Origin of the sequence: Paenibacillus sp. UMB7766-LJ446, assembly GCF_030226665.1 — a bacterium.
Lineage (GTDB): Bacteria > Bacillota > Bacilli > Paenibacillales > Paenibacillaceae > Paenibacillus > Paenibacillus vandeheii.
The window spans coordinates 150168-163071 of sequence record NZ_JASOYM010000012.1 but is presented as its reverse complement, the minus strand read 5'-3'; the positions used below and the strand labels follow the sequence as shown (position 1 = coordinate 163071).

Below are 12904 nucleotides of genomic sequence, written 5' to 3'. Positions count from 1 at the left end.
AAGGAAACAGGGGTGGAAACAACATGGCGGTGTATCAAGTATTGGTTGTCGATGATTCCGCTTTTATGCGTAAAATTGTCTCGGATTTAATAGAAGCAGATTCGGAGTTTAAGGTTACGGCAACAGCATCAAATGGTAAGGAAGCCATTCAAAAAGCAATAGACTTGAAGCCAGATATCATCACAATGGACGTTGAGATGCCCGAAATGAATGGCTTGGATGCATTAAAATCGATCATGAAGCAATCTTTCGTTCCGGTAATTATGCTCTCGGGAATTAATGAGCAAGGCATGAAGGAGACCATCATGGCGCTCGAGGCCGGTGCCTTTGACTTTATTCGTAAGCCATCCATTGTGCATGATCAGGATATTGCCCAAGTAGGTAAAGCACTGATTGAGCGGATGCGAGCAGCAATGAATGAAATCAAGCGAAAAGCCGATCGGGAAGCATCCATGAAGAAGAATCGGGATGAAGCGCAGAGCAAACTGCTGCATCAGTCCCAGCGAGTTCAGGTTGACCCACCTTTACAAGACCGCAAAGGTCTTTTGAAGAAAACGATAGAACCTGCCCAGTCAGGAACACGACTTGGCAGTGACAAATCTGAATCCTTGCGAGCAAAACCGAAGCAGCCAACTGCTCCACTGACGAACCAGAATGCGGGACGTTTGGACAAGAAGCCGGAGCGTTTACGAGATGCAAATGGAGCCTCGGATACGAGCACTGACAAGTTAGCAAAGGCGAACAAATCAACGCAGCCTCCTAAGGGAAACCATTTGTCCAATATGTCTCGATTGGCTGAACAGGAGACAGCAGCCACTTCAGCCGAACTATCCAAGGATATTACCAAGGTAATCCCGTCCCATAAGGGAGCAGGGGGAGCAGACGGTTCATTCAACAAACTTGTGGCTATTGGTTGTTCAACAGGAGGTCCGAGAGCCCTCAAGACTTTGCTGGAGCAGCTGCCAGGTGATTTACCGGCTCCAGTCATTATTGTTCAGCATATGCCGCCTAATTTTACCCGGTCCCTTGCCCAGCGTTTGAATACATTCAGTGAACTGCATGTGGTTGAAGCTGAGGAAGGAATGGTTCTACGAAAAGGGACAGCCTACATTGCTCCAGGTGGCTTTCATGTCATAGTCAACAAAACGGCAGACGGAAGATTTACCATAAAGCTGACAGAGGAAGAACCAGTCAATGGTCACAGGCCCTCAGTAGATACGATGTTTGAGTCGCTGCTGTCGTACACGTCATTGCAACGACATCTGGTTTTGCTGACAGGGATGGGCAGTGACGGCGCTCGTATGATGAAAAAATTGTATGAAGCCGGTGTCACATCAACCTTTGCGGAGAATGAAGAAACTTGTGTTGTGTATGGTATGCCGCGTTCTGCTGTAGAGCTGCAATGCGTGCGTCATCTTCTGCCATTGCAGGAGATTGCGCCTAAACTTGTTCAAGCTGTGAAATAAACGGAGTGTAACTCATGGAGGAGGTGCCTCACAATGGACATGAATCAATATTTATCTATGTTTATTGATGAGTCTAATGATCATCTGCAGTCCCTTAACGAAAATATGCTTCAACTCGAAGGCAGTCCGGAGGATCTGGGAATTGTTCAGGTCATATTCCGCTCCGCTCATACGTTGAAGGGTATGGCTGCTACAATGGGTTTTGAGGATCTGGCATCATTGACGCACAAAATGGAAAATGTGCTGGATCTGGTACGTAATGAAAAGTTGAAAATGCAGGATTTCATTTTTGATACCCTGTTCAAGAGTTTGGATGCTCTGGAAACAATGGTTCAGGATATTACCGAAGGTGGAGAGGGTAAAGCGGATGTCTCTTCCATCGTAGCCTCTCTCCAAGCCATTGAGAGTGGTGAATGGACGGGAGGTACTGCTGCTCCAGCAGCCGCAGTAAACCAATCATCAAGTACAGTAACACCAAGTGCGGTTGAACTGGACGAATTCCAGTACTCCGTATTGGATCAGTCCATAGCTGAAGGTCATCGTGTGCTCTATATTGAAGTTCTTGTCAGCGAGCAGAGCCAGCTGAAGGGCGTACGTGCATATATGGTCTTCGATCTGTTAGAACGCTCGGGTGAAATTGTTAAATCGTTCCCAACAGTACAGGATATCGAACAAGAGAAGTTTGAGCGCAGTTTTTCGTTGTATTACATAACAACCAAAGAGGCGCAGGAACTTGAAAAAGGCATTATGAGCATCTCTGAAATTGAGAGTGCCAAAGTCATTCAGCTGGATCAAGAGACTCTTCAGCAAATGACCAATCAGGCAGCGGCAACAGCTGAAATGGAAGCTGCACCTGTTCCTGCTCCAGTAGATGCATCCCCGGAATCGGTTTCTTCATCAAAAGACGAACCAAAGAAGCCGGCAGCGACCAAAACAGCTGCACCTAAACAAGCTGCTGCACCCTCACGTACCATCCGTGTGGATATAGAACGTCTTGATGTACTGATGAACTTGTTCAGCGAGTTACTGATCGATCGTTCCCGTTTGGAGCAGTTGGCCAGCGAGACGGGTAATAATGATTTGTCTGACACGGTAGCTCATCTGAGCAGAGTCAGTACAGATTTGCAAAATATTGTACTGAAATTGCGGATGGTTCCTGTGGATACGGTATTCAACCGTTTCCCGCGTATGATTCGTGACCTGGCTAAAACTCTGGACAAAAAGATCGATCTGGTCATTACGGGTGCCGAAACGGAGCTTGATCGGACGGTAATCGATGAGATCGGCGATCCGCTGGTGCATTTGCTGCGTAACGCTGTAGACCATGGTGTTGAATCGATCGCAGAGCGTGTGGCAGCGGGTAAACCGGAATTGGGGACAGTTAACCTTCGTGCCTTCCATAGCGGAAATCATGTATTTATCGAAATCGAAGATGACGGTAAAGGCATTTATCGCGATAATCTGTTGAGAACAGCTGTCAAACGTGGCGTTGTTACCGAAGAACAAGGTGCCAAGATGAGTGATGATGAAGTCAATCAGCTGTTGTTTGCACCAGGCTTCAGTACCGCAGATAAAATCTCGGATATCTCCGGCCGTGGAGTAGGCTTGGATGTTGTAAAATCCAAAATCACCTCCCTTGGTGGTAATGTAACCATTCATTCGACACCGGGTAAAGGTACCAACTTCTCCGTTCAATTACCTTTGACCTTGTCTATCATCGCTGCGATGCTTGTCCGACTTGGTTCCGAGAAATATGCCGTTCCTTTGTCTTCCATTGTGGAGACAGCTATTGTGCAGCGTGAACAGGTTCGCAACATTCATGGCAATAAAATGATCACGTTCCGTGAGTCTTTAATTCCGTACCTGTCCTTGAGCGAAGTTTTCGGGGTGCCTGATTTCAATGATGCGGACGAACAAGAAACTGAAATCGTGGTTATTCGCAAAGGTGAACGTCTTGCAGCTGTAGCAGTTGAAGAATTTATTGGACAGAGTGAGATTGTTCTTAAATCGATGGGGACTTATCTTCCTGGCATTGAAGGGATCTCTGGTGCAACAATTCTGGGAGACGGACAAGTAGCTCTGATTCTTGACCCTAATGCGTTTATTAAATAAGCACACAAGATAAATCTTACATTTAATAGGGAGGTTTTATCCATGGAAGAAGAGTTGAAAGTCATTGTCTTTAAATTAGGTTCCGAAGAGTATGGTATTGAGGTAGACAAGGTTCAGACGATTGAGCGTATGATGCCTATTACCCGTGTTCCCAAGACCCTCTCTTTTGTAAAAGGGGTTATTAACTTACGTGGTGTTGTTATTCCCGTCATTGACCTGCGTGGTCGATTCTCTTTGCCGGAAACAGAATATACCGATCAAACACGTATTGTTATTGTAGGCGTGGACGACATGCAAGTTGGCTTTATCGTTGACTCTGCCAATGACGTTATTGACATTAAGCGTGATGCTATCGATAGTCCGCCGGAAGTAGTTGGTGGAGTTAAAGCAAGATACCTGCGCGGTGTAGCCAAGCTGGAGGATACGCGCTTGTTGATCATGCTTAATCTCAACGAAGTATTAAATAAAAGCGAGATTGTACAGCTGGAAAGTATTGAGGGCTAACACCGTGGAACTGTTCAACCGATTTGAGGGATTCCAAATGGATGTGCTCAAAGAGGTCGGTAACATTGGAGCAGGCAACGCCGCAACGGCGTTGTCTCAGCTTCTCAATAGACCGATTGACATGGGTGTACCTACAGTACAGATGCTTCCTTTTGAAGAAGTTGCTGAGAAAGTGGGCGGAGATGAACGTATTGTTGTTACCGTATTTCTTCGTGTTGAAGGCGAAGCACCAGGCAATCTCTTCTTTATGATGGCACCTGAGGCTGCCAAAATGCTGCTGAACCGGCTTGCCGGTTTTGATCTGAAGGAAGGTCTTGCATTCACGGAAATGGAACAATCTGCTCTATCCGAAATCGGGAATATTCTGGCGGGTTCGTATCTTTCTTCTTTGGCAGATTTCACAAAACTAGCTATGTATCCGACCGTTCCTGGACTTGCTATTGATATGGCTGGAGCCATTTTAAGTTATGGTTTGCTGCAGTTTGGTGAAATGGGCGACGATGCATTATTGATTGACACTTCTTTCTTTGAAGGCGAAGATCAGGTAGAGGGTCAATTTTTCCTGATTCCGGATCCGCCTTCATTTGCTAAGATATTTGAATCTTTAGGGGTGCCACTGGATCATGATTGAAGACAAAAGCGTCGTTAAAGTCGGTATGGCGGATTTGAACATTGCTCATCTTCCCGGCGTAATCCGTACGACTGGCTTGGGCTCTTGTGTGGGATTAACGATGTATGATCCGCATTTGAAGCTTGCCGGAATGGCGCATGTCATGCTCCCCACTTCAGAGATTGCTCGTGAAGGAACGTTGAACAAAGCCAAATATGCAGATACGGCATTGCCGGAATTGTTACAAAGAATGATACAACTCGGTGCCTCTCGTTCACGTATTGTGTCCAAAATGGCTGGAGGGTCTCAGATGTTTGCCTTCTCGGGGGCAGGGGATACAATGCGTATCGGACCGAGGAATGCGGATTCTTGTCGCGAATGGTTAGAGAAGCTTGGAATTCCACTTCTCGCCGAAGATACCGGTGGGAATTATGGACGAACGATTGAAATGGATTGTGAAACTGGACTTTTGACTATTCGAAGTGTCCAAATGGGTGTAAAGGAACTATAAGACATGATAGGAAACTACCGCATTAATCTTGGAGCAGGCATAGTCGGATTTATTCTGACTTTTTTTGTAGCATACAGCAGCAATGTGTTGATGACCAGTTTAATTCGCGGGTTGATCGGCTTTGTAGCCTGGTTTGTCCTTGCTTATGGTTTGCGCTGGGGACTGGGATTGCTGCTGAACCCTCAGGTAGAGGGGGATGAATATGGTTATGATTCACCGGGCGCTCAAGAACTAAGAGGTTCACAGGTGGACATTAAACTCGAAGACGATGGACAAGAGCTGAACGACTTGCTCAAACATGGACAGAACGCCTCCTCTGGGGAGAACCTTCCACCATCTGAGACGAAAGCTCCAACGGGATTTGCTCCTTTGGATCCGCCTAAACTTGTCCGGACCAAGGAGCCGGAGGAGTTGGCGCAGGCCGTTCGTCACCTGACAGACAAATAAGGAGGGTGAAAGCAATTGAACGAGCGTAAAGCTTCGCATTTGAACCACGCTGACCTGTGGGAAAAGTGGAAAGAACAAGGCGATCTTGAAGCCAAGAAAAGTTTGATCGAAAAGTATCTTCATATTGTAAACTATGTATCCGGGCGTTTGGCTGTCGGTCTGCCCAAAAATGTCCCGAAAGATGATCTGGAGAGCAATGGTGTCATGGGATTGATTGATGCACTGGAGAAATTCGACTATGAGCGTGGTCTGCAATTTGAAACGTACGCCTCCTGGCGGGTACGTGGTGCAATCCTTGACGGTTTACGACAGGGAGATTGGGTGCCTCGTTCCGTTCGGGAGAAAGCAAAGCGGATTGAAGATGCTTACCAGCAGTTAGAGCAGACATATTTGCGTTCCGTCAGTGATGAAGAAATGAGTCAGTATCTCGACGTGTCGACGAAAGACTTTCAACATATGCTTCAGGAAGTGGCAGTGATGTCGCTTTGTTCGCTAGAGGACCCGATCCGGGAAGAAGAGTCTGAGACTCGACTATCCTTAATGGTCGGCGAAAAAGCTAAAAATCCGGATTATAAAGTCAATGAGTTCTATTTAAAAGAAGCTTTGGTGCAAGGGCTTGATAAATTGACGGTCAAAGAGAGAACGGTTGTTTCACTTTTATATTATGAAGATCTGTCTCTTAGCGAAATTGCTGAAGTCATGTCTCTTTCTCCGTCACGAATCTCTCAACTGCACTCAAAGGCCATCTTAAGGCTACGGGGAACACTGGATAAACAGAAAGACTTGCTTATGCGTAAAGATTAATAGTTGAATAGAAAGTGTGAATTTTAGGATTTTTGGGGAGTGGAAAGCCTAAAAGGGGGAAAAAATGCATTGACACAGCAGACTGTTTTGGAACAGTGTTTGAGCATTGTTTTATCAGATGATAAAAGTACGGCCTACCTTGAATTTTCCAAACAGGAAGAAGATTTTACGTGTACACCGGACGAACTCGAAAAATATATAGCAAGTCAGGGTATTAAATATGGTGTGCTGCGCGAAGCATTGCTTGTTTTTGTGAGTCGTCCTGAGATGTATGTGAAGGATCAATGCAAGATTGCGGAAGGGATTAAACCAGTACAGGGAACGGATGGATTCATCAAGGTACTGGTGGGCATGGACGATTCCAATGAACGGCGCCCTCTGGAAGCGGAAGACGGGAAAGTCGATTACAAAGAAGTGACTCGTTTAAACAATGTTCGAACAGGTCAAATCATTGCCGAACGTATTCCTCCTGTGGATGGCACGGCAGGTAAGGCTGTGACTGGTGAAGAAATCCCTTTTCGTCCCGGGAAAGAAGCCCGTTTCAAAGTTGGGAAAAACGTTGTCGTTAATCCGGAAGGATCTGCGATGTATGCTGCTTTGGATGGATTGGTTACCAAAACAGACGGCAACAAATTGAATGTGTTTCCTGTATACGAGATCAATGGCGATGTGGATTATAACATCGGTAACATCGATTTTGTAGGTACAGTTGTTATCCGAGGTAATGTGCTCACCGGTTTTAAAGTAAAAGCGGCGGGGGATATACGTGTTGTCGGAGGTGTCGAGGGAGCGGAGCTGGAAGCGGGAGGCTCTGTCGAAATTACCGGCGGTATTATTGGTTATAACAAAGGACTTATACAAGCTGGACATAACGTGAAATGTACCTTTATTCAAGAAGGCAACGTCGATGCGGCGGAAAATGTTCTGGTATCCCAAAGTATTATGCATTCCACGATTCGTGCAGGAAATGCGGTAATCTGTGAAGGCACAAAAGGACTTATCGTTGGCGGGTCCATCCAGGCCGGTGAAAAAGTCTCGGCACGTGTTGTTGGCAACAGCATGTCTACTGTGACATCCATTGAAGTAGGTGTATTACCTAAGCTGCGTAATGAGCTGAATGACTTGCGTAAGGAAGTCAGGGAACAGATGGATGCCTTGGATAAAACGAAAAAAGCTTTGACATTATTGGATCAGTTAGCTGCTGCTGGGCAATTAAGCCCGGATAAAATGTCAATGCGGATCAAACTGAGTGCTACACAAAAATCTGCCCTTCGTCTTAGTGAGGAAACGAAAATGCGTATCTTTGAAATCGAAAAGGTGCTTGAAGATACAAGCAGGGCTCGCGTCGATATCCATAAGATGATTTTTGGTGGCTCTAGAATAGTTATCGGCAGATACACCAAATTTATTAAAGATCCGATAAGTCGAATATCTTTTTATTATCATGATGGGGATATAACGATGGTTCCATTCGTTTAAGTACAGCATTCAAACACATGAAGAAATCCATCCGATACCGTGAGGTGAACGTATGAGTTTCAAAGCGGTTGAGTTGCAGATTGCCGTACCTAGAACAAGTGAGGCCGGGCGTTATCAGAGTGAAGCTCAGCAGAGACCAGTGACGGACCAGAACTTGCTGGCAGAACAAACGGCCAAAGAAGCAAATGAAGCAAGACAACGAAGCGAGGCGCTGGATGAAACAGCACACACCAATGTACGCGATGGTCAGTCCAGAAACCAAGAGCAGCAGAGCGGCTCCAACGAACCGGAAGCGACTTCAACACTGGAAACTGTCAAACCTGCCGAGCATCCATACAAAGGAAAACATATTGACCTGTCGTTGTAATGGATGACATGTGACTCACATGTAGTCTTGAGCATCGATGGCTGCATTAAAAGGAGAGAACCCAATTTGTCACCATGGATTATTATTGTCATATTAGGAGCCTGCGCTATTGCATATGCGTTTATCATGCCCAAGAAAAACAAGGTGCAGGAGCCTGGGCATCACCTGGTGCAAGAGATGGAAACTACGCTTGAACATTATATGGCTGAGATCGAAAACGACAATGATGCTCTCATCCAGCGTGTTGCTGAGATGAAGGGTGAGGCGACGGCTGCAGATCAGCGTATGCAATCGCAGCTTCAGGAATTGCAGCGGAGGCTGGATCAACTGGAAGAAAGTAAAACGACACAAACAGACATATCCTCCAATATAATTCCGGTACATAGCACAAGCGGATTGCAAGCTCAGGCGCTTGTAGACAGTGTGCGAGCAGATTTGGCCCAACAGGCTTCAGAAGCAGGAGAGCAGGCCGCTGTACAAGAATTGAAGCCTGTACGTGATTCCATTAAGGATCGATATGCAGAGCTGTTTAATTTATATGCCGAAGGAAAGTCAGTCGATACCATTGTCAAGCAGACGGGGATACAACGTGGAGAAGTACAGCTGATTTTACAGCTGGCAGAACGGGAGGAGAGCTAAGAAATGGACAAGCGCTCCTTATGGATTGGACTTGGAAGTGGCATGATTGTTGGTGCGGTATTGCTGCAGCTTGCAACGGTCGGACAAAACGCATTGTCTGAGAGTAATCTTGACCCGGATGTAGCTACAGCCAACCTGACCATGGAACAGCTTGAAGCGGCGGCGAAGAGTATGGATATGAAGCTTGTTGCTTCCGATGATGAGCTGTATACAGAAACGGAGTGGGTAGCGAAGAAGAAACAGGAAAGCAGCGAACTGCAGGGGAAAACGGCAACGGCCCCCGAAGCGGCAAAGTCAGCTGAGGAACCGGAGCAACCCGAAAATCCACAGCAGCCTGCCACCAATGAAAGCGGAAACCAGAACGAAGTCAATCAGCCTAAGACGACTGAGCCGTCAACGCCTAACAATCCTGAAGCTGCGGCTACAGTATCTTTCAAAGTACGTTCAGGCAACAGTCTGGCCATCGTGGCGGGTAATCTGGAGAAAGCCGGGATTGTTGATAGTGCACAAGCTTTCATAAAAGCTGGCAGGGCTGAACGAATTAATACCAAAATACAAGTAGGCACCTATGACCTGGAGAAGGACGAAAGCTTCAAATCCATTATTGCCAAGATTACAAAAGAACCGTCAAACTGAGTGCGCTCAGAAGGACGGTTTTTTATTTATAGATTGTGACAGGTTTTGCACCGCTACTACGGATATGAATTTGTTTGAAAAGAGCACTTTTTTGTACAAGGCATTTTAGTTTGAAAGACTGTTGCATCAGGCAATCAGTTATGCTATATTAGATAACGGTGTTAAAACACACGCATGTGCTAATTTTGTTGAGGGTGCTTTCCTGATGGAGAGTCTTGGCGAAAAATGATGCCGGCGGAGGACACAATAAAAACCATATTAGGAGGTGTGTGAAGATGGCAGTAATCTCCATGAAGCAGCTTCTCGAAGCTGGGGTACACTTCGGTCACCAAACTCGTCGTTGGAACCCAAAAATGGATCGTTATATCTTCACTGAAAGAAACGGAATTTATATCATTGACTTGCAAAAGACAGTGAAAAAAGTCGAAGAGGCTTACAACTTCGTTAAAGGAATCGCAGGAGAGAATGGTACAATTCTTTTCGTGGGTACGAAAAAACAAGCTCAAGATTCCGTTAAGGAAGAAGCTGAACGCGCTGGTCAATTCTACATTAACCAACGTTGGCTCGGCGGTACCCTGACTAACTTCTCAACTATTCAAAAACGTATTGATCGTTTGAAACAGTTGGAAGCTTGGGAAGAAGACGGTACTTTCGCTGTATTGCCTAAAAAAGAAGTAATCTTGCTTCGCAAAGAGAAAGATCGTCTGGAGAAATTCCTCGGCGGTATTAAAAATATGAAAGGCCTGCCAAGCGCCCTGTTCATCATCGATCCACGCAAAGAGCGTATCGCTGTTGCGGAAGCTCGCAAATTGGGTATCCCAATTGTAGGTATCGTTGATACAAACTGCGATCCGGACGAGATCGATTATGTAATCCCGGGTAACGACGACGCAATTCGCGCCGTTAAGCTGTTGACAGGTAAAATGGCTGATGCCGTTATCGAAGCTAACCAAGGCGAAGAAACTTCCGCTTAATAGATTCGAACATATCTAATGAATTAAATGAAAAGGGTGGTTGGCAGGTGGATAACCTCTCACTGCCCTTTTTTTAGAGTGTACTTACAATTACTTATTTTTGGAGGGAATTAATAATGGCAGTTAATGCGAGTGCAGTAAAAGAACTCCGTGAAAAAACGGGCGCAGGTATGCTCGATTGCAAAAAAGCACTGGAAGAAGCAAACGGTGACATCACGAAAGCAGCTGAATTGCTTCGTGAAAAAGGTCTGTCAGCAGCAGCAAGCAAAGCTGGCCGTGCAGCAACTGAAGGCGTTGTAGAATCTTATATCCACGCTGGTGGCCGTATTGGTGTACTGGTAGAAGTTAACTGTGAAACGGACTTCGTTGGTAAAACAGACCAATTCAAAGATTTCGTTAAGGACATCGCTATGCAAATCGCAGCAGCGAACCCGAAATTTGTCACTCGTGAAGAAGTTCCTACAGAAGAGCTGGAAAAAGAGAAAGAAATCTTGAAAGCTCAAGCTTTGAACGAAGGCAAACCTGAAAAAATCGTTGAAAAAATGGTTGAAGGCCGTATTGGTAAATATTACGAAGAATTCTGCCTGTTGGAGCAAACTTTTGTTAAAGATCCAGACAAAACGATCTCCCAACTGTTGAACGAAAAAGTTAGCCAAATCGGTGAAAACATCTCCATCCGTCGTTTCGTTCGTTACGAACTGGGTGAAGGTCTTGAGAAAAAAGTAGACAACTTCGTAGAAGAAGTTATGTCCCAAGTGAACAAATAAGACGTTTTTCAAACCGGCAAGCAGAAATGATTTTCGAAGATATAAGAATGATGAAACTTCGAAGCGCTGCTCCCTTATATCCCAGGAAAACAATGCCTTACCGGTTGAACGTTTTTCCTAAAAGAGCGGAACACAACTGTGTTCCTTTCTTTTTAAGCAGGAGGCCATGCGCGAGAAGTTTTGTTGGTTGAACGCCCGGGGTGTTCAATTCAAAGTGGAGGGTGAATAATTGGAACAGCCAGTATTTAAACGTGTTGTCTTAAAGGTCAGCGGAGAGTCTCTTTCCGGTCAAAACGGCTACGGTATTGATGCAGAGACGATCTCGTCGATTGCCCAGCAAGTAAAAGAAGTGGTTGAACTAGGTGTACAGGTTGCTATCGTATGTGGCGGCGGAAACATCTGGCGTGGAATTGCCGGTAGCGAAAACGGCATTGACAGAGCGACTGCGGATTATATGGGGATGCTGGCGACGGTTATGAACTCGCTCGCACTGCAAGATGCACTGGAACAGATTGAAGTGCCTACACGCGTACAGACATCAATTGCCATGCAACAAATCGCAGAGCCTTATATTCGTCGTAGAGCTATTCGTCATCTGGAGAAAGGCCGGGTCGTTATTTTTGCAGCAGGTACAGGTAACCCGTTCTTCTCCACCGATACAACAGCAGCACTGCGCGCAGCGGAGATCGAAGCAGAAGTCATCTTGATGGCCAAAAACAAAGTAGATGGTGTGTACTCAGCAGATCCGTTTAAGGACAGCACAGCTGTCAAGTTTGATCAGTTGACTTACATGGATATACTTAACAAAGATCTTGGTGTAATGGACTCAACGGCGTCCTCGCTTTGTAAGGACAACAACATTCCGTTGATCGTATTTGCCATTACGGAACAAGGTAACATCAAACGTGTTGTTCTTGGTGAACGCATCGGGACAATCGTTAAAGGGAGTGTAGATTAATGCCACAAGCGGTTAAAAAACATGCCGAAGAACGTATGGATAAAGCGATTCAAGCGTTACGACGTGATCTTGCCACTTTGCGTGCAGGTCGTGCAACTCCGGCTCTTCTCGACCGGATTCAAGTGGAGTATTACGGTGCAATGACTCCGCTCAACCAATTGGCTAATATCAGTACACCGGATTCCCGGACACTGATGATCCAGCCATGGGATAAATCCTCCATGGGGGACATTGAGCGTGCAATTATGAAATCCGATCTTGGCCTTACGCCAGCGAACGACGGAACAATGATTCGTCTGTCCATTCCAGCACTTACGGAAGAACGCAGACAAGAACTAGTGAAGTTGACGAAAAAGTTCGGTGAAGAAGGTAAAGTAGCCATTCGTAATATTCGCCGTGATGCGAATGATGATATTAAAAAAATGGAGAAGTCAGACATTTCCGAGGACGAGTCCCGGAGACATCAAGACGACATCCAAAAATCGACCGACAAGTTTATTGCTGAAGTCGATAAGGTACTCGCTGCCAAAGAAAAAGAAATCATGGAAGTGTAAGACAAGCGCAGCCCCTCCAATACGGTGGGGTTTTGTCTCTTTTTCCAAGCTTCAGGTGAAGAAACTTCAGGGATTT

15 protein-coding genes are annotated in these 12904 nt (G+C 45.8%); all 15 read left to right on the top strand.

What is annotated here, in order from left to right; genetic code table 11:
- The first annotated feature begins 23 nt into the window (after positions 1 to 23).
- The 15 genes from QP794_RS25395 (at position 24) to frr (ending at position 12828) form a co-directional block, all read left to right on the top strand.
- Positions 24 to 1466 (top strand): protein-glutamate methylesterase/protein-glutamine glutaminase, encoded by a 1443-nt coding sequence (locus QP794_RS25395; protein ID WP_285079521.1) that lies wholly within the window; start codon positions 24 to 26, stop codon positions 1464 to 1466.
- 33 nt (positions 1467 to 1499) lie between these two features.
- Positions 1500 to 3578 (top strand): chemotaxis protein CheA, encoded by a 2079-nt coding sequence (locus QP794_RS25390; RefSeq protein ID WP_285079519.1) that lies wholly within the window; start codon positions 1500 to 1502, stop codon positions 3576 to 3578.
- 42 nt (positions 3579 to 3620) lie between these two features.
- A complete protein-coding gene (locus tag QP794_RS25385; RefSeq protein WP_285079518.1) occupies positions 3621 to 4082 on the top strand; it encodes a chemotaxis protein CheW in 462 nt (153 codons plus the stop codon).
- Positions 4083 to 4119: 37 nt separating this feature from the next.
- The gene (locus QP794_RS25380) at positions 4120 to 4713 is read left to right on the top strand and encodes a chemotaxis protein CheC (protein ID WP_094936499.1); all 594 of its coding nucleotides are present in this window, start codon (positions 4120 to 4122) and stop codon (positions 4711 to 4713) included.
- Positions 4706 to 5203, top strand: a complete 498-nt coding sequence (locus tag QP794_RS25375; protein WP_024630236.1) for a chemotaxis protein CheD — start codon at positions 4706 to 4708, stop codon at positions 5201 to 5203. Before QP794_RS25380 ends, QP794_RS25375 begins: the two co-directional genes overlap by 8 nt.
- A gap of 3 nt (positions 5204 to 5206) precedes the next feature.
- The gene (locus QP794_RS25370) at positions 5207 to 5650 is read left to right on the top strand and encodes a hypothetical protein (protein ID WP_024630237.1); all 444 of its coding nucleotides are present in this window, start codon (positions 5207 to 5209) and stop codon (positions 5648 to 5650) included.
- 15 nt (positions 5651 to 5665) lie between these two features.
- Positions 5666 to 6454: a FliA/WhiG family RNA polymerase sigma factor gene (locus QP794_RS25365; protein WP_285079517.1), complete on the top strand. Its 789-nt coding sequence runs from the start codon at positions 5666 to 5668 to the stop codon at positions 6452 to 6454.
- Between the two features lie 69 nt (positions 6455 to 6523).
- Positions 6524 to 7933: a flagellar assembly protein A gene (locus tag QP794_RS25360; protein ID WP_285079515.1), complete on the top strand. Its 1410-nt coding sequence runs from the start codon at positions 6524 to 6526 to the stop codon at positions 7931 to 7933.
- Between the two features lie 52 nt (positions 7934 to 7985).
- On the top strand, positions 7986 to 8300 hold the full coding sequence (locus tag QP794_RS25355; protein WP_285079514.1) for a hypothetical protein: 315 nt from the start codon (positions 7986 to 7988) through the stop codon (positions 8298 to 8300).
- Positions 8301 to 8366: 66 nt separating this feature from the next.
- The gene (locus QP794_RS25350; RefSeq protein WP_285079513.1) at positions 8367 to 8939 is read left to right on the top strand and encodes a hypothetical protein; all 573 of its coding nucleotides are present in this window, start codon (positions 8367 to 8369) and stop codon (positions 8937 to 8939) included.
- Positions 8940 to 8942: 3 nt separating this feature from the next.
- Entirely contained in the window at positions 8943 to 9575 is a 633-nt protein-coding gene (locus QP794_RS25345) for a hypothetical protein (RefSeq protein WP_285079512.1), read from the top strand.
- 275 nt (positions 9576 to 9850) lie between these two features.
- Positions 9851 to 10549, top strand: coding sequence for a 30S ribosomal protein S2 (gene rpsB, locus QP794_RS25340; protein ID WP_024630243.1), 699 nt, complete (start codon positions 9851 to 9853; stop codon positions 10547 to 10549).
- 116 nt (positions 10550 to 10665) lie between these two features.
- Complete coding sequence (tsf, locus tag QP794_RS25335; RefSeq protein ID WP_024630244.1) at positions 10666 to 11316, top strand: translation elongation factor Ts; 651 nt, start codon at positions 10666 to 10668, stop codon at positions 11314 to 11316.
- Between the two features lie 229 nt (positions 11317 to 11545).
- A complete protein-coding gene (gene pyrH, locus QP794_RS25330) occupies positions 11546 to 12274 on the top strand; it encodes a UMP kinase (protein WP_024630245.1) in 729 nt (242 codons plus the stop codon).
- Positions 12274 to 12828 carry a ribosome recycling factor gene (frr, locus tag QP794_RS25325; RefSeq protein ID WP_024630246.1) on the top strand — a complete coding sequence of 185 codons (555 nt, stop codon included), beginning with the start codon at positions 12274 to 12276 and terminating at the stop codon, positions 12826 to 12828. The genes pyrH and frr overlap by 1 nt, the downstream gene beginning before the upstream one ends.
- Positions 12829 to 12904 lie beyond the last annotated feature (76 nt).